Source organism: Kitasatospora sp. NPDC098652, assembly GCF_044760155.1.
Taxonomy (GTDB): Bacteria; Actinomycetota; Actinomycetes; order Streptomycetales; family Streptomycetaceae; genus Kitasatospora.
The window spans coordinates 615815-637287 of record NZ_JBIWAQ010000002.1; the positions used below are offsets into that span (position 1 = coordinate 615815).

At 73.5% G+C, this 21473-nt stretch carries 19 protein-coding genes; 5 read left to right on the forward strand and 14 right to left on the reverse strand.

Going from position 1 to position 21473, the window contains the following annotated elements; genetic code table 11:
* Positions 1-649: 649 nt before the first annotated feature.
* The 4 genes from ACIQWA_RS06585 to ACIQWA_RS06600 all read right to left on the reverse strand — a co-directional run bounded on the left by ACIQWA_RS06585 (position 650) and on the right by ACIQWA_RS06600 (position 5313).
* Positions 650-2077 carry an MFS transporter gene (locus ACIQWA_RS06585; RefSeq protein ID WP_402478940.1) on the reverse strand — a complete coding sequence of 476 codons (1428 nt, stop codon included), beginning with the start codon at positions 2075-2077 and terminating at the stop codon, positions 650-652.
* A 155-nt stretch (positions 2078-2232) separates the two neighbouring features.
* Positions 2233-3027 (reverse strand): phosphatase PAP2 family protein, encoded by a 795-nt coding sequence (locus ACIQWA_RS06590; protein ID WP_402478942.1) that lies wholly within the window; start codon positions 3025-3027, stop codon positions 2233-2235.
* Positions 3027-3881 carry a prolipoprotein diacylglyceryl transferase gene (gene lgt / locus ACIQWA_RS06595; protein WP_402478945.1) on the reverse strand — a complete coding sequence of 285 codons (855 nt, stop codon included), beginning with the start codon at positions 3879-3881 and terminating at the stop codon, positions 3027-3029. The genes ACIQWA_RS06590 and lgt overlap by 1 nt, the downstream gene beginning before the upstream one ends.
* A gap of 103 nt (positions 3882-3984) precedes the next feature.
* A complete protein-coding gene (locus ACIQWA_RS06600) occupies positions 3985-5313 on the reverse strand; it encodes a SulP family inorganic anion transporter (RefSeq protein ID WP_402478947.1) in 1329 nt (442 codons plus the stop codon).
* A gap of 245 nt (positions 5314-5558) precedes the next feature.
* On the opposite strand from ACIQWA_RS06600, the gene ACIQWA_RS06605 reads away from it, so the two are divergent.
* Both ACIQWA_RS06605 and ACIQWA_RS06610 read left to right on the forward strand, forming a co-directional pair.
* On the forward strand, positions 5559-5813 hold the full coding sequence (locus ACIQWA_RS06605; protein ID WP_402478950.1) for a hypothetical protein: 255 nt from the start codon (positions 5559-5561) through the stop codon (positions 5811-5813).
* A complete protein-coding gene (locus ACIQWA_RS06610; RefSeq protein WP_402479699.1) occupies positions 5777-6136 on the forward strand; it encodes a MarR family winged helix-turn-helix transcriptional regulator in 360 nt (119 codons plus the stop codon). The genes ACIQWA_RS06605 and ACIQWA_RS06610 overlap by 37 nt, the downstream gene beginning before the upstream one ends.
* A 109-nt stretch (positions 6137-6245) precedes the next feature.
* On the opposite strand, the gene ACIQWA_RS06615 is transcribed toward ACIQWA_RS06610, so the two are convergent.
* Positions 6246-6896 carry a phosphatase PAP2 family protein gene (locus tag ACIQWA_RS06615; RefSeq protein ID WP_402478952.1) on the reverse strand — a complete coding sequence of 217 codons (651 nt, stop codon included), beginning with the start codon at positions 6894-6896 and terminating at the stop codon, positions 6246-6248.
* Positions 6897-7728: 832 nt separating this feature from the next.
* Here ACIQWA_RS06615 and ACIQWA_RS06620 point away from each other — a divergent pair.
* Both ACIQWA_RS06620 and ACIQWA_RS06625 read left to right on the forward strand, forming a co-directional pair.
* A complete protein-coding gene (locus ACIQWA_RS06620) occupies positions 7729-8127 on the forward strand; it encodes a BlaI/MecI/CopY family transcriptional regulator (RefSeq protein WP_402478954.1) in 399 nt (132 codons plus the stop codon).
* Positions 8124-9041 carry a M56 family metallopeptidase gene (locus ACIQWA_RS06625; RefSeq protein ID WP_402478957.1) on the forward strand — a complete coding sequence of 306 codons (918 nt, stop codon included), beginning with the start codon at positions 8124-8126 and terminating at the stop codon, positions 9039-9041. The genes ACIQWA_RS06620 and ACIQWA_RS06625 overlap by 4 nt, the downstream gene beginning before the upstream one ends.
* A 439-nt stretch (positions 9042-9480) precedes the next feature.
* Here ACIQWA_RS06625 and ACIQWA_RS06630 read toward each other — a convergent pair whose 3' ends face one another.
* The 7 genes from ACIQWA_RS06630 to ACIQWA_RS06660 all read right to left on the reverse strand — a co-directional run bounded on the left by ACIQWA_RS06630 (position 9481) and on the right by ACIQWA_RS06660 (position 17651).
* Positions 9481-10575 (reverse strand): bile acid:sodium symporter family protein, encoded by a 1095-nt coding sequence (locus ACIQWA_RS06630; RefSeq protein ID WP_402478959.1) that lies wholly within the window; start codon positions 10573-10575, stop codon positions 9481-9483.
* 154 nt (positions 10576-10729) lie between these two features.
* Positions 10730-11902 carry an MFS transporter gene (locus ACIQWA_RS06635; protein WP_402478962.1) on the reverse strand — a complete coding sequence of 391 codons (1173 nt, stop codon included), beginning with the start codon at positions 11900-11902 and terminating at the stop codon, positions 10730-10732.
* Between the two features lie 252 nt (positions 11903-12154).
* Positions 12155-12907, reverse strand: a complete 753-nt coding sequence (locus ACIQWA_RS06640) for a response regulator transcription factor (RefSeq protein ID WP_402478965.1) — start codon at positions 12905-12907, stop codon at positions 12155-12157.
* A 76-nt stretch (positions 12908-12983) separates the two neighbouring features.
* Positions 12984-15644 carry an ABC transporter permease gene (locus ACIQWA_RS06645; protein WP_402478967.1) on the reverse strand — a complete coding sequence of 887 codons (2661 nt, stop codon included), beginning with the start codon at positions 15642-15644 and terminating at the stop codon, positions 12984-12986.
* The gene (locus ACIQWA_RS06650; protein ID WP_402478970.1) at positions 15641-16282 is read right to left on the reverse strand and encodes an ABC transporter ATP-binding protein; all 642 of its coding nucleotides are present in this window, start codon (positions 16280-16282) and stop codon (positions 15641-15643) included. The genes ACIQWA_RS06645 and ACIQWA_RS06650 overlap by 4 nt, the downstream gene beginning before the upstream one ends.
* A 71-nt stretch (positions 16283-16353) precedes the next feature.
* The gene (locus ACIQWA_RS06655; RefSeq protein WP_402478972.1) at positions 16354-17031 is read right to left on the reverse strand and encodes an ABC transporter ATP-binding protein; all 678 of its coding nucleotides are present in this window, start codon (positions 17029-17031) and stop codon (positions 16354-16356) included.
* Entirely contained in the window at positions 17031-17651 is a 621-nt protein-coding gene (locus tag ACIQWA_RS06660; protein ID WP_402478975.1) for a hypothetical protein, read from the reverse strand. The genes ACIQWA_RS06655 and ACIQWA_RS06660 overlap by 1 nt, the downstream gene beginning before the upstream one ends.
* Before the next feature lie 142 nt (positions 17652-17793).
* On the opposite strand from ACIQWA_RS06660, the gene ACIQWA_RS06665 reads away from it, so the two are divergent.
* On the forward strand, positions 17794-19077 hold the full coding sequence (locus tag ACIQWA_RS06665) for a sensor histidine kinase (RefSeq protein ID WP_402478976.1): 1284 nt from the start codon (positions 17794-17796) through the stop codon (positions 19075-19077).
* A gap of 16 nt (positions 19078-19093) precedes the next feature.
* Here the strand turns inward: ACIQWA_RS06665 and ACIQWA_RS06670 are convergent, their stop codons facing one another.
* Positions 19094-20866, reverse strand: a complete 1773-nt coding sequence (locus ACIQWA_RS06670; protein WP_402478979.1) for a phosphatidylglycerol lysyltransferase domain-containing protein — start codon at positions 20864-20866, stop codon at positions 19094-19096.
* Positions 20867-21074: 208 nt separating this feature from the next.
* Positions 21075-21446 (reverse strand): hypothetical protein, encoded by a 372-nt coding sequence (locus tag ACIQWA_RS06675; protein WP_402478981.1) that lies wholly within the window; start codon positions 21444-21446, stop codon positions 21075-21077.
* Positions 21447-21473: the final 27 nt, after the last annotated feature.

The following is a 21473-nucleotide window of genomic DNA, read 5'->3' on the forward strand; positions in this document are numbered from 1 at the left end:
CGACGAGATCGTCGGGCACCGCTGCGAGGGAATCAAACCCGGCTGGACCAGGATCAACTTCCACTACTTCCTCTCCGACACCGTCCGGGACTACCTCATCGACGCCGTCGACCTGCTCGCCGACAGCGGACACCGGCTGCTCCCCGACTACCGCTTCGACCCGCACACCGGCCTGTGGCGCCACCGCGACGCCGCGGCCGGACCGCCACTGCGGCTCACCGACGCCCGCTACGACGAGCACGGCCACCTGCACTGGCCGCACGGACGCGCGCGGATGGGCGAGGAGGCACTCGCCGGACATCTCGCCGAAGCCCGCACGCTGCTCGACTGCCTGCCCGGCCCCGTCGACTCCGCCCCCTGCGCCCTCCCGGCGGACTTCGAAGCCCTTCGCTGGTTCCCCCTGCCACCGCAGGCCTGGCACCGTGACGGAGAACGGGCCGGCCACCACCTGCACCACCGACCGTACCGGCGCCCACAACGCCCCCGGCTTCGGCCCGCCCTGCCGGCTCCGCTCACGGCCGACGACGCTCGACGAGTCCGCCATGCTCTGCCCTTCGGGAACCCGCTCCGCCCCGCCCCCTTAGGGCCACCCGGCAGTCTACGGCTGACTGCTACCCGGTTCGGGCCCTCTCCCGGAATCCCGGGCAGGTCAAGGGTGGCGGGAGACGTATCCGAGTACCCAAGCGAGGGCGGCGAAGACGAGCAGGACGAGGGTGGCGGTACGGGCTCCGGTGCCGGTGCCGCCGAGGTGGAGGGTGAGGGTGACCGCGGCGACGCCGGTGGCGGTGCCGAGGCCGCGGGTCATGTTGACCATGCCGCCGCCCGTGCCGGCCGAGCGGCTGGGGATGGCCTTCATAACGAGGGTGTTGTTCGCGGGCAGGAAGACTCCGAGGGCGAGACCGAGCAGGGCGAGCGGGTACGGCAGGACGGCCGCGTGCTGGGGTACGGCGGCGAGCAGTGCCAGGGCGACGATGCAGCCGGCCGCACCGTAGCGGCTGCGCCTCTGGTCGTCCCAGGTATGGGGCAGGAGGCGGTCGGCGGCGGTCGCGGCGAGGGCGAAGCCGACCGGCAGCGCGGTCAGCACCAGGCCGGCCGTCAGGGGTGAATCGCCGTGGCGGTCGAGTTCGACGGGCACCAGCACCAGGGGACCGAAGAGGACGAGGTAGCCGCACAGCCCGGCCAGCAGTCCGGGGCCGACCGGACCGCGGCGCAGCAGGGTCAGATCCAGGAGCGGGTGGTCGAGGCGGCGTTGGCGGCGCAGAAACGCCCACGCGGCGAGTGCCGCGCCGACGCCGAGGACGGCGGCGGTCCACGGCGGCAGGCCGAGTCCGGAAAGGACGGACAGGGCGAGCAGGGCCAGGGTGGTGGCGGCGGCGAGCAGGTGGACGCCGGGCAGATCGAGGCGGGAGGTGGTGGCCCGGTCGCGGGTGCGGGGCAGGAGGTAGTACCCGGCGGCGAGGGCGACGACGCCGACCGGGACGTTGACGCCGAAGACCCAGCGCCAGCCGGCGGTGGCGACGAGGGCTCCGCCGATGGTGGGGCCGAGGGCGAGTCCGACAGCCTGTCCGGCGGCCTGGATGCCGAGGGCGGTGCGCATCCTGCCGGGTGGTGCGCCGGTGGCGACCAGGGCGACGCTGTTGGCCTGCATGAGGGCTGCGCCGACCGCCTGGAGCACGCGGAAGGCTACGAGCGCGGTGAGGGTGGGTGCGAGGCCGCAGGCGGCGGACGCGGCGGTGAAGACGACGAAACCGTACAGGTACATGAGCTTGCGGCCGTGGACGTCGGACATGCGCCCGGCGGGCACCAGCAGGGCCACGAGAGTCAGCAGGTAGGAGAGGGACACCCATTGGACACCGGCCAGGCCGGCGTGGAACTCGGCGCCGATGGGCCGGTAGGTGAGGGTGACGATGCTCGCGTCGAGCTGGCCCATGAAGGCACCGAAGCAGACGGTGGCGACCGCGAGGCGCCAGGCGCCGGGGCGGTCGCGTATCACGCCGGGCCTGGGCCGCTCGGTGGTGAGCAGCGCCCGTAGGCGCGGGGTGGAGGATGCCGGGGTGCTGCGGTCGCGGACCGTCATGGCGGATACCTCGATCGGCTGGTCGGCGAACGGGCGGGGCCGCCGCCCGTGGGGTTGTGCTTCCAGCGGCGGCCCCGGGTCCAATATATATCTGTCACCGATATGATCGGTAGGGGATGCACTCGATGCCCGATCGATTGATTCCCCCGGAACCCTCAGGCGAGTGGCGCCCGGAAGGGCCGGAAGGAGAAGCGGGCCGTCCAGCGGGCGGCGGCGAAGCCGGCGCCGATGGTGAGCAGTCCGGCGAGGGCGTCGGCCTCGAAGTGGTTGGCGGTGGAGATGATCACGGCGAGGGTCGCGGCCGGGTAGCAGAGGGCGGCGGCGCGTACGGCCCGGTTGCGGGCGTGGCGGTACAGCACGACGGCGCACCAGGTGGACCAGACGATGTGGACCGAGGGCATGGCGGCGTACTGGTTGGAGACGGTGTCGACGGAGCTGGAGGCCCAGGAGCCCCAGGTGTGGTGGACGACGACGGTGTCGATGAAGCCGTCCCCGGTGAGGAAGCGCGGCGGGGCGAGGGCGTAGATGTAGAAGCCGGCGAGGGCTGCCGCGGTCGCGGCGTAGAGGGCGGTCCGGGCCTCGCGGAAGTGCTCGGGGCGGCGGACGTAGAGCCAGAGCAGGGTGCCGATGGTGACGATGAAGTGCAGGGTCGCGTAGTAGTAGTTCATGCCGGTGATCAGCCAGGTCACGTGGTCGGCGGCGTGGTTGAGCGCGAGTTCGAAGCTGAGGTGCAGGCTGCGTTCGGCGTCGAGGATCTCCTGTGCGCGGTGCAGGGCCGCCGCGCGGTGGTCGGGTACGGCGTTGCGGCTGACGGTGTAGAGGGCGTATCCCGCGGCGGCGAGCAGGAGTTCGGCCCACCAGGCCGGGCGTGGGCGCCTGGTGGTGGGTGCGGGGTGTGCGGCTGTGGCCGGGGCGGCGGTGTCGTGCGTGGGGGCTGCGGGGTGGGGCATCAGCTGGTGGCCTTGATCGGTTCGGCGGGTCGGGGGGTGCGGTGGATGCGGTCGGCCGGTGCTTGCCGGTGGCGGGTGGCGACGAGGCAGGCGACGGCGAGGGCGAAGCCGATCAGCGCGGTCCAGATGTTCAGGCGCAGGCCGAGGATGTGGTTGGCGTGGTCGTCGCGCAGGGCCTCGACCCAGGCGCGGCCCGCGGTGTAGGCGGCGGCGTAGAGGGCGAAGAGGCGTCCCGAGTGCAGGTCGAAGCGGCGGTCGGCCCACAGCAGCAGGGCCACGCACCCCAGGTCCCACAGCGACTCGTAGAGGAAGGTCGGCTGGTAGAGGGCGATGTCCGGGGTGGCGGCGGGGCGGTGGGCGGGGTCGATGAGCAGGCCCCAGGGCAGGCCGGTCGGGTCGCCGAAGAGTTCCTGGTTGAAGTAGTTGCCCCAGCGGCCGATCGCCTGGGCGAGCACCAGGCCGGGGGCGAGGGCGTCGGCGTAGGCGGCCAGGCGGATGCCGTGGCGGCGGCAGCCGATCCAGGCGCCGACGGCGCCGAGGGCGACCGCTCCCCAGATGCCGAGGCCGCCGTCCCAGATGTAGAGCGCACGGATGGGCTGCCGGCCCGGTTCGAAGTACAGCTCGGGGTCGGTGATCACGTGGTAGAGCCGGCCGCCGACGATGCCGAACGGCACCGCCCACAGGGCGATGTCGGCGACGTGGTCCGGGTTGCCGCCGAGGGCGGCCCAGCGGCGGCGGGTCAGCCAGACCGCTGCCCCGATGCCGGTGATGATGCACAGCGCGTAGGCGCGGATCGGTATCGGTCCCAGGTGCCACACGCCCTGGGAAGGGCTGGGCAGGTACGCCAGATGCATGAGGCCGATCCCCTCGCGGCCGGGCGCGGCGCAGGTCCTGCCGCGCGAGGGGCACTACAGTACCTCGGCCACAGATTAGCTCGGCAACCGCCATACCTTTCGGTCACGGGCGGGCGGCCTGCGGACTGCGGCAGCGGCGCAGCTGCACCACCAGCCAGGGAATGGCCGATACGGCCGCGCCCAGCAGGAGGACGTACTGGAGTGGGAACTCGGTGGCGGCGAGGAAGGTCAGCACCGTCGCCACCCGCTCGTACGCCCCGCGCCGCCAGGCGGCCCGCAGCTCGGGCAGGCGGGCGAGGGCCAGCTTCACGCCGACGACTACCAGCAGCGCCCCGATCACCGGCAGCGGGATCAGCGCGACGGTACGCCCGCAGGAGGCGACCAGAGCGGCCAGGGCGACGCCGGAGGCGACGGCGGCCCAGCGGGTCCGGGCTCCGGCGGCCACGGCCACCCCCGTGCGCGAGAGCGAGCCGCCGACCGGCATCGCCTGGAAGAACGCCCCCGCCATATTCGCCGCGGCCTGTGCGAGAACGTCCCGCGTGCTGCCCGCCCGGTGTTCGCCGCCACCCGGTTCGCCGGAGATCCCGGCGGCCTGGGCGAGGGCCACCAGCGCCACCGCGCAGGCCCCCGGCACCAGTTGGGCCAGAACGCCCCACGCGGGCAACGACAGCTGCGGGAGCCCGGACGGGAGAGCACCGAGCGAAGCGGCCAGCGGAACCGGCGCCGACCAGGCCCGTACCCCGGCGCTGCCCACCACCAGCGCGATCAGCACCGCGTGCGGCCGCGTGTGGTGCCGGCGATGGGCTGACAGCCACACCGTGACCGTCGCCGCGGCCGTCCAGCTCGCCGCCGACGACCACGCGTGGGGGTGCGCGGCCCACGCGGCGATCCGCAGCAGCTGATTGTGGTGCCCCGCCCGGTAACCCGTGGCGTCCGTCAGCGCACCCGCGACGATCTGCACGGCGATGCCGACCGCGAACGCCGCCGTCGCCCCGCCGCACACCAGCCGCAGAGCCGACCCCAGCCGCAGCAGGGCGAAGACGGCCATCGCGACACCGACCAGCAACGCCAGCGCGGCCACGTTCGCCCCGTCCGCGGGATTCAGGTGCGCCTCGGCGAGCACTTCCTGCGAGGTCAGCGCGATCGCGCTGGTCAAGGTGGTCACCATCAGCACCGAGCGGCACAACAGCGCACCAACGACCGCGGGGAGCGCGCCCGCGTACAGGCCCGCCGCCGGATCGAACCCGCCGAGTGCCGCGTACGCCATGCCCTCGGGCACGCTGAACAACGCCACGATCACACCCGCGCGCACCTCCCCCACCCAGGCCCCGACGCACCACCGGCCCGGCCCGCGCCAGGCACCGGCCTGGCGGGGCAGCGGACGCGCCCTCAGTTCGGCCCGGCCCGTGCCGGTCTCCTCCACCTGGTCCACGCGGTCCTCCCGGAAGGGCGGGCACGGCGCACCCCGACACGCCGCATACGTACAGTCACCTGAAACGCCCAGCGTGCTCGCCCCCACCGCCCCAACGGCCGACACGACACCGCGGTGTCCACCGTTCGGGTGCTTCTTCACCGCACGCGCCACCGGCCGGGCCCGCGTGCCGTAGCGCCCGAACGCACCGCCGCCAGCGGACACGGACACCCACGACCGACCGAGGAGGTGGCCAGGTGGGTGCCATGGCCAGCCCCACCGGCGACACGACCGCCGGCCCCGACCTCGAACAGCCCGGTCCCGACGCGCGCCTGCCCACCGAGGCGATCACCGGCCTGCGGCGAGCGCTGCGCTCCTCCGGCCGCGCGGAACTCCCGTCGGAGACCCTGCCCGTCGCACAGGTCGAGATCCTCCGTCCCCGGCCGGGGCACGGGCCGCCTCGGTCCGGCATCTCGCCGAGCGGCTGCGCCCTGCTCCGAACACCGTCTCGGGCCTGCTGACCCGGCTCATGGCGGCCGGGCTGGTCGACCGGGGCACCGATCCCCGCGACCGGCGCCGCACCGTCGTCCAGCTCACCGACGAGGGCCACGACCACCTGACGACCTGGCAGCACGTGAAAGAACGGCGGATCGGGGCGGCCGTGGACGCCCTCGATCCCGGCGAACGCACCGCCCTGACCTCCGCACTGCCCGCGATGAACTCCCTCGTGCACAGGCTCCACCGCGGCTCGCCACACATCCGGCCGACCGGACCACCTGACGCCCAGCCACGACTGGCTCGGCATCGACCCAAGGCTCGACCTCGACCACCCGTGCCCCCGTGACCGCGGACGTCCGCGCCCCTCCCCCCGACGGGCACACCGACGCCCCGGGTCCGGCGCTTCCCGTCCGAGTGGAGCGAGGACCGCCGCGCGCCGGCCACGCCATGCGCCGTCAGTGGGCTGAGCGCGCGGTGCTGCTCGAGGAAGCCGTCAGCAGCGGGCGCAACCGCCCCTTGGCCATGCCGTTGACGGCCGGGGTGGCGAAACGTCGCAGAGCCAGGCTCGTCCAGTACGCGACGGGCAGCGCGATGACGGCGGCGCCGATCACGTCGTGGGGGTAGTGGGCACCCACGTAGACCCGGGTGAACGCCTCCACGACGGCGAAGACGGCGGCAACGGCGCTCAGCCGCCTGTCGAGCAGGAACAGCGCGGCGACGGTGGCTGCGGCAACGGTGGTGTGGCCGCTGGGGAAGGCGTAGTCGTTGGGCGCGGGGCAGGAGTCGACGACGTAGGCGTGGGGCATGGAGTGGCAGGGACGGGCTTCGGCGACGACCTTCTTGATCACTTCGGCGACCGCGAACGCGGCGACCACGGACACCGGGACGGCCAGGGCGAGCGCCATGGCCGCGGCGTCCCGGCGGCGGGCGTTCCACCAGGCGATGAGCATCAGCACCGCGAACACGCCGAGGCCGAGGTTGGTCCAGGTCTCGACGGGTTGGTTCAGCCAGGGGGTGTCCTTGGCGATGCCGGTGACGGAGCTGAACAGTGAGCCGTCGACGCCGGATCCGTCGAACGCGAGCGGGACGGCAGAGGGGAATGTCATCGGGACGCGCTCTTTCGGGATCATTACGGAGGAGGCGGTACGAACACCCGGGCCCGGCAGGATGAAGCGGCGCCCGGGGAGACTGCGGCGCGACGGGGAAGCCGGTCGGCCGACGTCGCCTTCCGGCCGAGGCAGGCCGAGGCAGGCCGAACCAACGGCAGACTTCCGGCGAAGGCACAGCAACCGAAGCGCAAAGCTACTACATGCTGTAGAGATTGACTGGATGAGCCGGCGCAGCCAGGCTCGACGGGCGGCCACGCGGCCGGTCGTGACCGGCCGCCGGCAGGATCTTCTACAGTGTGTAGTAGCTTCGGGTCGCGCAGGGCGATCACCGGGGCGTCCAGGCGCCGGCCCGTCCTCCCCGCCCCGGTGGCCGCCATCGCAGGCCAGCCCAGAAGCGTTGGAGTGAGCGCTGTGACCTATCCTGATCCACCGCCCCCCGGCATAGCCCCGCCCTCGCCGCGGGCCGCCGGCCGAAGGGCCCGGCGCAACAGTCCGCGACCGACCGGCGGGCGTTCGCCGGCCATCGCCGCCATCACCCGTGCCGGGGAGCTCCTCCTCCTCGTCCCGATCCTCCTCCTGCCCTGCCTCCTGGCCGCCGGGGTCGCCACCGGGCTCGTCGTGTGGCTCTTCATGAGCTGACGGACCATCGATCGACGGGACCCCCGGCGACACCGCAGCGCAAGGCGCTCCGATCGGAGCGTGGCCGGGCCCCGGCCACGCAAGGGATACTGGAGGCCGACGCCGCCGCGACGGGCCCTCCAAGCCCGCCCCAGCGGCACGCTGCAACGCCGACCGGTGCGGTGACGACGAACGGAAGAGGCGCCTGACGATGCACGGGGACGGGAGCAGGCCCACCGAGGGCGGGAGGCGGGCGGCCGGGGAGCTGGAGTCGCAGGTACTCGCCGCGCTGTGGGCGGCCGACGGGCCGATGACCGCCGCACGGGTGCTCGAACGGCTGCCGCAGAGCCTCGCCTACACCACGGTGCTCACCATCCTCTCCCGGCTTGCGGCGAAGGGGCTGGTGCGGCGGGAGCGCGCCGGGCGCGGGTACGCCTTCGAGCCGGTCCGGGACGAGGCGGAGCACACGGCGGCCGGCATGCACGCGCTGCTGGAGCGCGGCAGCAACCGCCTGGCCGTACTGGCCCGGTTCGTCGACACCCTCTCCACCGAGGACGAGCAGGCGCTTCAGGAACTGCTGCGCCGGCCCGAGACGTCCCGAGACGTGTGAACGTCGACGTCTACGCACCGTTGCTGGCCAGCGCGCTGCTCGCCGGACTGGGACCGGCGCTGTCGCACCGACTGTCGCCGAAGATCGCGGCGTGGGCACTGCTGTCCGGGGCCGTGGTCTCGGCCGTGTGCTGGGCCGGATCGCTCGCCCTGCTGGCCTCCACCGGGATCGGGCAGATCCGGCTGGTCGCCGCGATCGGCCAGTGGTCCCGCCGGGCACTGCGCGCACAGGCACCGGTGAGCCCGACCGTCTCCTGGGGCTGCGCCCTGATCCTGGCGACCGCGGTCTCGATGCTGCTGGTGGCGACTTGCCGGCGGACAGCGGTCCTGCACGCCACCCGACGGGCCTGCCGCAGGCTCCGCGGGCACCGGGAACTCGCCGTCCTGGAAGACCCGCAGCCGGTGGCGTACGCACTGCCCGGAACGCCGGGGCGGATCGTGGTGTCCACCGGAATGCTCAGGCTGCTGGACGGCGGGGAGCAACAGGCACTGCTCGCCCACGAGCGAGCCCACCTGAGGGCGCGCCACCACCTGTTCCTCCTCACGCTGCACCTGGCGGTCGCGGTGAACCCGCTCCTCCGCCCTTTGGCCCGCGAGGGCGCGTTCGTGCTGGAGCGGTGGGCGGACGAGGAGGCCGGACGGGCCGTCGGCGACCGCTCGGTGGTGGCCCGGGCGGTGGCCCGGGCCGCTCTGGCCGGCGGGCGCACCCCCGCGGGGGCACTGGCCGCGACAGAAGGCCCGGTCCCGCGACGGGTACGGGCGCTCTTCGCCCCGGCTCCCAAGGCGGGGCTGATGCCGCTGGCGGTCGGCGCCCTGCTGGTGGCGGTCTCCACAGGCAGTCTCGCCGCGGCCTGCCATGACACGGACCGGATGTTCGACAAAGCCACACGCCCGGCATCCGCCGCCCACCCGTAGTCGGGCGCCCCGCCACTCGGCGACCGCACACGCACTCGGTAGCCTCGCCATGGCCCGGTCGCCGGAGCGGGCAGGAGGGGGCATACGGATGCGCGACGGGACGAGCCAGGGCCGGCCACCCATGGAGGCGGATGCCCGAACCCTGCGCTCAGGTCGCGGGCGGGTGGCGGTGGCGATGGCGCTGGTAGTGGGTCTGATCGTCCTCATGGCGGCGGTCCCCCTCATCGGTTCAGCCCTGGGAAGGCCGACGCAACGCCAGGGGCCGGCGCACCGCGTGCACATCCTGCGCCAGTGCTGCGACGGGCCAGGCCGTTGCCGGACGCCCCGCCGACGCCGACTTCTCTGCCCTCCCGCCAGGCGTCAGCACACCCCGAAAGGTTGAGGCCCGCCGTCTTGGCGCGACGTGCACCACTGCTGCTTCCGGAAGGACCCGCCTCAGTCACCGCTGGTGCGTCATGCTGCTTGTCGACGCGAGTTCGCCCGCGAGCGCCGCCGGCACCGGCGTCGGCCGGGGTGGCCGCCCCGCCGCACCGGCCACGATCTTCTGCAGCAGGCTGTACGAGAGGATCGGCAACAACACCTCGGGACGGTGCGAGAACCATCCGGCCGCGAGCACCGCTGCCGCGCTGCTGTTGTTCATCCCGGTGGCGAAGGTCAGGGAGATCCCATCAGGACGGTCGCACCGCGTCCACCGGGAGAGCCACCGGCCGCAGCAGAACGTCAGGCCGCACACCGCGCCGGAGATGCCGAGCGCCATCACCACCAGATCGGGGTCCGGACGGGCGACCGCCTGCCCCAGCGCGCCGGCGGCATTGGTGTAGCAGAGCAGCAGGATGTTCACCAGGTTGACGGACTTGACGGCAGGCAGGGCGCGACGCACGCGTTCCTCGCCGAGCAGGGCGCGCACGACGATGCCCGCCAGGCACGGCAGAACCACCGACACCAGCGCGAACATCCCGGCCCCGGTGCGGGCGACGGTGTCGACGGTGGTCGTGTCGTCCAGGATTCCCGCTCCATGTGGGCCGACCAGCCGACCCGCGACGTCCAAGCCGAGCGGAACGGTGAACGGGCTGAGCAGCGTGGAGCCGATCACCATCGCGACGACCAGGGGGACGTTGCCGCCCGCGTTCTGCCCCCAGGACGCGGCACCACCTGCGATCGGCATGGCCAGCACCAGGAGAAGTCCCACCACCAGCCCCTCCGCTTCCGCCGGATCGGGCCAGGACCGCAGGCACAGGGCGACAACGGGGAGCAGGAACAAGGGCAGCAGGGCGTTCGCCGCGATGCCGAGCGCCAGCCGCAGGGGCCGGGAGGCCACGACGCGCAGATCGGCGATCCGCACCCCCAGGCCGGCGTTGAACAGCATCACTGCCAGCAACGCCATCGGCACTGTCAGAACGGCCGCCGACACCGGGATCCGCAGTGCCAGCGCGCGAAGAGTCTCACCGGGAGCCGGGAAGGCACCGGCCACCGCATAGCAGACCAGCATCAGACCCAGCAGCCACCGCTGTGCCACCGCGATCACTTTCGTCACGCAAAGCAGCGTATCCGACACTCATTGTCTCCACCGGTTGAGTGCCGGGACAGCACGACTGTGATCGAAAGGACGGGAACGACACCGATCCCACCGCAGGGGCGACCGGCCAGGCCCGGACTCCCGACCTTGCCGCCGCGCGACCGGTGCCGGCTCACGTGCGGTGGGGGCGCACGGCGGCGAGCACGAACAGGGCGGCAGCCTGGACGGCGATCACGGTCGCGACGAGGGCCGGAACGGAAACGGCGTACAGGGCTCCGGTGAGAAACCCGCCGGCGAACGTAGCGGCGCCCACCACCGCGGCGAACATGCCGTAGGCGGTCGCCCTGCGGGGCGTGGGCACGAGGTCGGCGACGGTGGCGCGCAGGGTTGACTCCTGCACGCCCATCGCCGCGCCCCACACCAGCGTGCCGACGACCACAGCGGGAAGTCTGCCGGTGAACGCCAGCGCGGGAACGACTGCGGCCAGCACCGGCAAGACGGCCAGGGTGCGCGGGCCGACACGGTCGTACAGCCAGCCGGACACCAGAGCCGCCGCCGCAGCTGCGAGCATCGCCCCCGCGTACAGCACGGGCACCGTGGATACCGGGAGCAGGTGGCGGTGGACGATGTGAAAGGAGAGCACGCCGAAGGTCGTGAAGCCGGTCATCGTCGCTGCGGTGAACACCGCGTACGCCCAGAAGGCGCGCGGGAGCGGTTCTCTCGCGCTCCATCGTGTCCCGGGATGGAGCGGCTCGGCGTGCAGGACGGTCTCGTAGGCGCTCGGGTCGGGCACCCGACGGTGCAGCCACCACAGCAGGGCGAGCGAGGCGGCGCCCGGGACGGCGAGAACACCCAGCGCGGGCCCGTAGGAGTTCGTGGCCGCGAGGACGGCGGCAACGGTCAGCGGCCCAATGACCGCACCGACTTGGTCGAGCGCCTCGTGCACGGCGAACCCTCGCCCCCTGCCGGTGGAGGCGGTGGCGTGCGAAAGCAGGGTGTCCTTGGCCGGGGAGCGCACTGCCTTGCCGACCCGCTCGGCGACCACGAGGACGCAGGCGGCCGCAAGCGTGCCCACGGCGCCGAGCAACGGGACGGACACCACCGTCAGCGCGTAGCCGCCGATCGCCAGCCCCCAGAACCGTCCGGTACGGTCCGCGAGCGGCCCCGACACCAGGCGCAGGACCAGCGCGGCCGCCTCGCCGGCACCGGTCACCGCACCCACGACGGCCGCGGACGCCCCGAGCGAGGCGAGCAACGGCCCGGTGACCGACCGGGCGCCCTCGTAGACGAAGTCCGCCAGCAGACTGACGATCCCGAACCACACCACGAACCGCCACGGTCGCATCCCTCATCCTCCTCGTATCCAGACGGCCACCGATTTTGGTGGCCGAAGGTCGACAGACCCGCCCCTCGCCACCGATCGCACCCCGCCCAAGGTGGTTCGACTCGGGTAGCCTCCGCCCCGGTCAGTGTGTGGCGGGCGAGGGCGTCGAGGCGGGTCCCGAGGTCGTCGTGGCCGGTGCACAGGTGAGGGCGGGCGGCGGCGAGAGGTTGGGCCACTGGAAGGGAACCGTTCTCGCGGCCCGGCGGGATCCGTTCAGGAGTCGTCGTTCTGGTGGCGGGGCGACGCGGTGAGCTGGAGGCGGTAGCCGTGGCCGCGCAGGGTGGTGATGGCGGGCAGGTGCGGCGCGGGGAGGGTGGCGGCGGCGGTGTGGAGACGGCGGCGCAGGGAGGCGATGGTGACGTCGAGTGTCTTGGTGGGGCCGAACCAGTTCTCGTCCCAGACCTGGGCCATGAGGTCTTCGCGGGAGACGGCGGTGCCGTGGTGGCGGGCGAGGACGGCGAGCAGTTCGAACTCTTTGGGCCGCAGCGGGACTTCCTGGTCGCCGATCAGGCAGCGGCGGGCGGCGGCGTCGAGGGTGAGGTCGCCCAGGTGCAGGGCCGGGGTGTCGGTGGGTGTGGGGGGCCGGCGGCGCAGGTGGGCGCGCAGGCGGGCGAGGAGGACGGTGAGGCTGAAAGGTTTGACGAGGTAGTCGTCGGCGCCGGCGTCGAGGCCGGCGATGACGTCGATGTCGTCGCTGCGGGCGGTGAGGATGACGAGCAGCAGGTCGGGGTGCTCGGCGCGAAGGCTTCGGGCGATGTCGACGCCGTCGATGTCGGGCAGGCCGAGGTCGAGGAGGACGACGTCGGTGGGGGTGGTACGGGCCTGGGTGAGGCCGGCGGCGCCGGTGCGGCTCCAGGCGCACCTGTAACCGTTGCCGCGCAGTCCGCTCTGGAGGTGGCTGCCGATGGTCTCGTCGTCCTCGATGACCAGGGCGGTGGGCCGGTCGCTGGGTGCGGTCGTGCGCATGTCCTGAAGAGTAGGGGGTGGGTGGCTGGTCATGGTGGATGTTCCCCGCGCCGGTCCGGGCTGCCTGGCGGGTGGATCAGAGTTCGCGGAGTTCTTCGACGGGAGGGCGGGTGGAGGTGCGGGCGGCGGTGAGCGCGGCTGCGGTGATGGCGGCGGTGGCGCTCGCGGCGGTGAGGGCGAGGTAGGGCCACGGGACGGCCACGGTGGACGGCGGCGGGTCGAAGACGCCGGTGAGGACCGTGACGAGCATGTGGGCCAAGGGCCAGGCGATGAGGGCGCCGCCGGCGAGTCCGGCCAGGGTCAGTACGCCCGCCTCGCTCAGGACCAGTCCGCGCAGTTGGCGGCGGGTGGCGCCGAGGACGGTGGTGATGGCGAAGGTGCGGCGGCGCTCCGCCAGGCCGAGGGCCAGGACGATACCGCCGGCGCCGGCGGCGAGCAGGACTGCGAAGGTGAGCTCGATGCGGGTGAGCCCGGTGAGGTCGACGGAGGTGAGGCTGGAGCCGACCTTGGCGCGGGTCTGGGTGATGTCGGTGACGGTCGCGGTGGTGCCCAGCTGGGTGCGCAGTTGCTGGGCGACGGTGCTTTGGCGGGTGCCGCCTGTGTCGACGAGGAAGGCGCCGACGGCGTCGCTGCCGGTGGCGCGGGCGATGTAGTCGGCGTTGGCGACGAAGAAGCTGTCCTTCGGCGCGGTGGGGAACTCCTTGACGATGCCGGTGTAGTGGAACGTCACGGTGCGCAGGGCCGCGGTGCGGCTGTCCGGCAGGCGCAGGTTGACCTGGTCTCCGGGACTGAGCTGGAAGTCCTTGGCGGTTTCGGCGCTGACGAGGAGCGAGTCGGGCCGGGCGGCGAGTTGGGCCATGAGCTGTGTGGCGGTGCCGCCGGTGAAGTAGGCGTCCTTGAGGGCGGTGGCGGACGTGATGGTGGCGGGCCGCACGCCGTACAGGTCCTGCAGGTCGGCGCCGATGTAGGCGAAGCGGTGCTGGAGGGGTTCGACGTGGCGCACTCCGGGCACGTGGGCCAGGCGGTCGGCGGTGTCGGGGCCGGCGGCGGTGCCGGGTGACTGGGTGACGGTGACGTCGGCGCCGTTGGTGAGCTGGGCGTCGGCCTCTGCCTGCTGGCGGTAGGTGGCGTTGAAGGTCGCGGTGGACGCGGCGAAGGACACGGCCAGGGCGAGCAGCACGATCGAGCGGGCCAGGTGGCTGCGCCGGCGGGACATGCCGGCCGCGGTGGTGGTGGCGAGGGCCCCGGTGAGCGGGCGGGTCAGGGCGGCCAGCGGGCGGCGTCCGTGGGCGAGCGCGAGTGTGCTCAGGCGCCACAGCAGCAGGGCTGCGCCGGCCCACAGCAGGGCGGGGCCCAGGAACGCCCAGTAGGACACCGAGATGCTGGAGACGCCTTCGGGCGCGAGGACCAGGGCGTAGTTGTTGCCGCTGGAAGCACGCAAGACCAGGAGGGCGCCGGCCAGGAGGGCCGCGTCGAGGCCGTAGCGCATCCACCAGGGGTTGCGGGTGCGGCCGATGGTGCGGCGGGTCTGGGCGACGGTGCTGGTGCGCAGGTCGCGCAGGGCGGGCAGGAGAACGGCGGCCGCGGCGATCACCAGCCCCGTGCCCAGGGCGAGACCGAACCAGCCGATGGCTGATGCCACGGTGGTGCCGAAGGAGGCGGCGTGGAAGGCGAGTTGTCCGGCGACGGCGGCGATGGCGATACCGGCGAGGCCTCCGGTGATGCCGACGAGCGCGGCTTCGGCGCCGGCCAGGGCGAGGACCTGGCGCGGTCGCAGTCCGCGGGTGCGTAGCAGGGCCTGTTCGCGGCGGCGCCGCTGGGCTCCTGCTCCGGCGACGGCGGCGGTCAGCAGGGCGGCGACGACGGCTCCCGGGGTGCCGAGGAAGAGGAAGAGGATCTGGGCGTAGAGGGCGTCCTTGCGGGCGCCGTCGAGGGTGGCGGCGAGGTTGTCGCCGACCTGGGCGGAGCCGGCGAGCTGTGCTTCCAGATGGTGGGCGGCGGCGGTGACCGCGGTGTACGCGGCGGCGGGGTCGCTCGGCAGCGGGGCGCTGCGGGAGAGGTGGATCTGGGTGGTGACGGCGGTGGGGTCGGCTGCGCGGGCGGGAGCGGTCACGGCTGCGAAGACCGGGGCTGGCAGCAGGATGACGTTGTCGGGCGGGGCGGGTGGCTGGGACTGGGGCGGAGCGCCGACTTTCTGGAACAGCGAGTCGGCCTGGGGCAGGTCGACGACGCCGTCGATGGTGACGGTGGCCGCGTCGGTGCCGGTGCGGCCGATGCGGACGGTGTCGCCGGGCATGACGTGCAGGTTTGCCGCGGTCTGCTGGGCGATCAGTACACCGGAGGTGCTGCCCGCCAGGGGGCGGATCTCGCCGGGGAAGGCGTGTTGGTAGCCGTCGGGCAGGCCGAGGACGACGCCGGGACCGGTGTTCTGCGTGGCGGCGGCGGTGTTGGCCTGGAGTCCGGTCGTGTTCGCGAACTGCACGGGCAGTGCGGTGCGTGTGCCACCGTCGGCACGGATGGCATCGAGGGCGCGGGCGGGGTCGGCGCCGGGTTTGACTTCGACCTGCCAGTCGACGGCGACGGAGCGGATGGCGCGGGCGGTCATGGTCGCCTTGGAGGCGGTCAGAAACGCTCCGAGGGAGGCGATGAGGGCGACGGCCAGGGAGATCCCGGCCGCCGTGGCCAGCAGGCGGCCGGCCCGGTGCCGCAGCAGGCCGGTGATCCAGGCGGTGATCACGATTCCTCCTGCGGGGGCGCGGCGTGGGCCGTCGGTGGTGTGGGAGGCGGGTCGGTGTCGAGGAGGCGTCCGTCGTGCATGCGCCACCGGATGGGCAGGCGCGCGGCGACGGCCTCGTCGTGGGTGGTGACGACGAGGGCGGCGCCGGTGTCGTGGGCGGCCGCCAGCAGGACGTCGATGACGTGCTGGCCGGTGGCCTGGTCGAGTTGGCCGGTGGGTTCGTCCGCCAGGATCAGTGAGGGGCGAAGGGCCAGGACGCGGGCGATGGCCACGCGCTGGGCCTGGCCTCCGGAGAGCTCTTCGGGGAGTTTGCGGGCAAGGTCGGTGACGCCGACGCGGGCGAGCGCGGCCTCGGCGCGGGCGCGGGCCTGCGCTTGGGGTAGGCCCGCGAGGTCCAGGGGCAGCTGGGTGTTCTCGGCGACGTCCAGGGCCGGGATGAGGCTGGGGCCCTGGAAGACGACGCCGATCTCGCGGGCCAGATCGGATGCGCCGCCGGGGAGATGAGGCCAGGTGACGCGGCCGCGGGTGGGCTGTTCGAGTCCGGCCATCAGGTGCAGCAGCGTGGACTTCCCCGACCCGGACGGGCCGGTGATCGCGATGCGGTCGCCTGCGTGGACACGGCAGCTGGTGCCGTGCACGGCGACAACGGCAGCCGCTCCGCGGCCAAAGGTGCGGGCGACGTCGTGGCATTCGACTCTCGGCTGTTCTCTCACGGCTGGATCCTTCCGTCGCGCAGCGCCAGGACCCGGTCGGCGATGTTCATGACCTGGCGGCTGTGGGTGACCAGCAGGACGCCGCCGCCCGCCTCGGCGCGGGCCCGAAGCCGGTCCAGGACCTGCTGTTCGCTCTGACCGTCGAGTTCGCCGGTCGGCTCGTCGGCGAGGAGGATGTCGGGGTCATTGGCGAGCGCGACGGCCAGGGCGGCCCGGGCGAGTTCGCCGCCGGCGAGCTGCGAGGGCAGGGCACGTGAGCGGTGGGACAGGCCGACATCCTCCAGCAGCTCGCCCGCCTGCGGCCCGGCGCCGCCACGGGCGGCGTGCTGGGCGAGGCGGATGTTGGCACGCACGTCCAGGTGGCCGATAAGGTTGGCCGACTGCAGCAGGACCCCGATGCGCCGGGCGCGGGCACGGGCGCGGTCGGCCTCGGGCCGGTGGCTGATGCGCTCGCCGCCGATCAGAACCACACCGCCGTCCGGCTCCTCCAGCCCGGCCAGGCACGCCACCAGCGTCGACTTGCCCGCTCCCGAGGGCCCTGCCACGGCAACGACCTCCCCGCGGCCAACCGTCAGGCTCACCCCGCGCAGCGCCAGCGTCTCCTCCTCGCCGGCCCGGTAGAACCGGTACAGGTCACGGGCCTCCAGCGCGTGTGGATCCTGGCCGGCCGCCATCAGGTCCACCGGAAGGAGTCGGTGACGGTGCGCCACGGGTCGGCGTTGTCCGCGCCGACGGGCCCGGACAGGGTCAGGACGACCTGCCGGCCGCCCTGGTAGAACGTGTACTGCTCGAAGGCGTCGCGCACGACCTTGCCCGTCACCGCGTCCGGGGCGGAGTCACCCTGGTAGGTGACCAGGACCGCCGTGCCGGCGGCCCGGGACACGGTGGAGACCTTCCCCATCGTGAACTTCGGCACCTGCTTCTCCAGCGCTGGCACCACCTGGGCGGCGACCGACTCGGCGGTGGGCGCGCTCGGCGCCGTCCCCGCCGTGATCTCGATCCGGTTCAGCTTGTCGTAGAAGACCACCGCCTGGCCTGTGGTGCTGCGCGACCAACCCTCGGGGGTCTTGACCGTGAACCCGCCCCCGTCCGGCGTGTACGCCACGTAGGCCTGGTTGTCGGGGATGTCCCCGGCGGGATTGGATTCGGCGGGTCCGGGCGTCGGTGCCACCGCGGCCGATCCCCCGCCGGTGCTCGCCGGGGGCGGCGCGCCGCCGGAGCCGGAACAGCCCGCTGCCAGGGCTGCCGCGGCAGCTGCCGCCGCCACCGCCAGAACCGCGCGTTTGCTGGACATCGCATCCTCCCAGGGATCGTCTCTCCGACACCACCGACGCTAGGAGTGCCCGGGTTAACGCCTGCCGAGAGGCCGGTTAAAGGACGGCAAAACGCCCTGCCGCCCACAGCCTGCGCGCCGTGTCGGCGGCATCATGAACGGCATGAAACACCGTGTGGTCCGTGTGGCCGTGCTCGCCGTGGCAGCGGCCCTGGCCCTGTTCGCACTGCCGCTGGCCATCGCGGTCAAGCTGATGTTCTTCGCAGACGAACGCGGCGAGTTGGAACGCCAGGTGCTCTCCCTGGCCGTACAGGCGGGCCCGCGCCTGGCCGCCGACGAGAGCATCGACGTTCCGATGCCGGAGAGCGGCACACGCCTGGGGGTGTATGACCAGGCACTGCGTCTGACCGCCGGCACCGGGCCCTCCCAGGCGGACGAGGTGGTCCGCCGATCCGTCACCGGCAACTCCGTGGTCGTCGGGCAGAGCGGCGGCCGGCTGGTAGCCGCAGTCGCCCTGCCCGTCGGCGCGCGCACCGGCGCGGTGCGGGCCTCCGCCCCGGCGGGTCAGGTCTGGCGCCGTGTTGCCCTGGCGTGGCTGGCCCTGGCCGTCACGGCCCTTGTCGCGCTGACCGCTGCCGTCCTGGTGGCGCGCCGCCAGGCCCGGATCCTCAGCGCACCCCTGGAAGCCCTGTCCGAGGCCGCACAGAGTGTCACCGCCGGTGACCTGAGCGCCCGTGCCGCCTCCTGCGGCATCGCAGAGATCGACCAGCTCGCCGGCGCGCAGAACACCATGGTCACCCGCCTGTCCCGCACGCTGCAGCGCGAACGGGAGTTCAGCCAGAACGCGTCCCACCAGCTGCGTACCCCCCTCGCCGGGCTCCAGCTCGGCCTGGAGGCCGCCTTGGCGCACCGGAGCTCCGTGCTGCGGTCGGACCTGGAGCAGGCCCTGGAACGGTCCCGGCACTTGCAGGCCACCGTCGATGAGGTGCTGCGCATGACCCGGCCCGGCCCGTCCGCGCCGCACGCGGCCGCGCTCGTGCCCGCCGCCGACGTCCTTGGCGCTCTGGAAGGGCGCTGGCACGGCGTGCTGGCCCGCGGCGGGCGACGGCTGCGGGTGGCCGTGCAGGAGGGAGGCGAGGGGCTGCGGCTGCCCGGCGCCACTGCCGCTCAGATCCTCGACGTGCTGCTCGACAACGCACGCACGCACGGCCGCGGCACCGTCACGGTCATCCTGCGCGAGATCGGTGGCGCTACCGCCGTGGACGTCGCCGACGAGGGCGCCCTCGCTCTGGACCCGGGCGAGGTGTTCCGGCGGGGTGCCACCACCGGCGCCGGGCACGGCATCGGGCTGGCCCTGGCCAGGGAGCTGGCCGAGACCGCCGGTGGAAGGCTCCACGTCACCGGCAGCGCGCCGACCACCTTCACGCTGCTCCTACCCGCGGGCTGAGAGCTCGCGGGACAGTTCAGGACCCCGGTGGCCAGTGGCGGCGGCGGAAGAGGGAGCCGAGCCTCGGGGCGGCGACGAAGCCCTCTGCGCGGGCGCAGACCAGGCCGATGCGGGGCAGCTCGCCGCTGTTCTCGAACAGCAGGAAGCGCGGCTCCCATCCGGGCCGGTACTTGGCGTTCGCCCGATACAGGGACTCGATCTGCCACCAGCGGGAGAAGAACGTGAGCGCCGAGCGCCACAGCCGGAGGAACGGCCCGGCGCCCAGCCGCGCGCCGCGTTCGAACACGGAGCGGAACATCGCGAAGTTCAACGACAGCCGCTCCACCCCGAGAAGGTGTGAGCGCTGCAGCAGCTCGGCGACCATGAACTCCACCAGTCCGTTGTCGCAGGCGCGGTCACGGCGCATCAGGTCCAGCGACAGGCCCTCGCCGCCCCAGGGGACGAAGCTCAGCAGCGCGCGCAGCTCTCCGTGGGCGTCGTGGCACTCGACCATGACGCATCGCCCGTCGCCGGGGTCGCCGAGGCGGCCCAGCGCCATCGAGAAGCCGCGCTCGGTGTCGGTGGCGCGCCACCGGTCGGCCCGCTCGACGAGATCGGCCATCTCGGCCTCGGGGATGTCCTCGTGGTGGCGGATGCGCACGGTGTAGCCGGCGCGCTGGACCCGGCGGCAGGCTTGGCGCACGGGCCGCATGGTGCGGCCCTCGAGGGTGAAGTCGCGGCGATCGACGATCGCTTCGTCGCCGAGCTCCAGGGCGTCCAGGCCGTGCCGGGCGTACACCACGCCGGCCGCCTCGCTCGCCCCGATCACGGCCGGCACCCACGCGTGCTCCCGGGCCTGGCCGAGCCACGCCGCTATCGCTCCGGGCCACGCCTCCGTGTCGCCGATCGGGTCGCCGGAGGCCAGCGTGACACCGCCCACCACCCGGTAGGCGATGGCAGCCTTCCCGCTCGGGGAGAAGACCACCGCCTTGTCCCGTCGCAGCGCGAAGTACCCGAGCGAGTCCCTTGCGCCGTGGCGCTCCAGCAGCGCGCGAAGCCGCTCCTCGTCCGCGGCCGTCAGCAGCTCCTTGCCGCGCGGGGCTCGGAAGCACACGTACAGCACCGCCAGCAGCGAGAGCGCCGCCAGGATGTTGATCAGCACGTCCACCCAGCGCGGCACCGCGATCGCGTCGAGGCCGTCGGCGCCGGGCCCCAGGGTGACCACGCGCAGCAGGCTGTAGGCGACCCGGTCGTCCAGGGAGGCGCCGCCCAGCCGGTTGGTCGCGGTCACCAGGGCCGTACCGGCCGCCCCGCAGGCGACGGCGGCAACTGCGAGGGCCGCCAGTCCCCGCTGGGTGTTGGAGCGGGGGCCCCTGGCCCGGAACTCACCCCGCCCGAGCAGCAGCGCCGCGACGAACAGGGCGGTCAGGACGGTGGAGAACCAGTTGAAGGCGTGCCGCCGGTATGCCTCCTGGGTCATCGCCGCCGTGTACAGGGCGAGCAGAGGTGTGGCCAGAGCCAGATTGAGGATCCACGCGGCCCGCTTGCGGCGGCGCATGACCACCGCGAGAAACGATGCCAGCACGGCCGTCACCAGGCCGGCCGTGGCCAGGTAGGGAGTGAACAGCTCGCCCGTGTTGTGCTCGCGGACCTCCCGCCGGAACGGGGCCGCGACCACGGCCGCTACGTTCAGCGCGGCCAGCAGGCGCAGATACCAGACGGTGGCCGCGGCCGCCGTGTGCCGTGCCCGACCGGGTACGGCGGGACGTTGCCCGGCGCGGGCGACAACGGGCGGGGACTGGACAGACACGGAGCGGCCACCTTCGCGAGACTGCCGGACGGTACGCGAACGCGCCGCCGCCGGTCCGGGGGAACCGGCGGAGGCGCGCTGTCACCCGCACCCTATCGTCTACACGCCTGTAGTCGACAGTGGGTGGTGTCGCGCTCGGCTGCCGAGACGTCGACGCCTCGCCGGTCCCGGCAGCCGGTCCGGCGAGGCCGCATCTCCCTTTCCTTGATCACTCCACCCCGTTGAACTCGTGCGCGACGGCCGCGGACGGGTCCGCGTGCCCGCCGGGGCCGTCGGACGGGCCGTTCTCCGCCTCGCCCGCCATCTCGTGCTCCGCCCCGTTCTCCGTGCCGTTCTCGGAGCCGTTCGTGGTCCCGCTGGCGGCGGTGCCGGTTGCGGTGTCCGGGGAGCTCCGGTCGCCCTGCTGGAGGGTGTCCGGGTCACCCGGAACCGGGGCAGCGGCGACTGGGGCCGCCGGGGCGGCGGCCGTGGCGGCGGTGGCGGCGACGCCGCCGAGGGAGCCCGCGGCCAGAAGCGCGCCGGCCACGACGGCCATCCGCCGCCGCGCCTTGGTCATGATGTCCTTCACCGTGGTCCTCACTTCCGCGTCTTCGGGGCCCATCCCCTG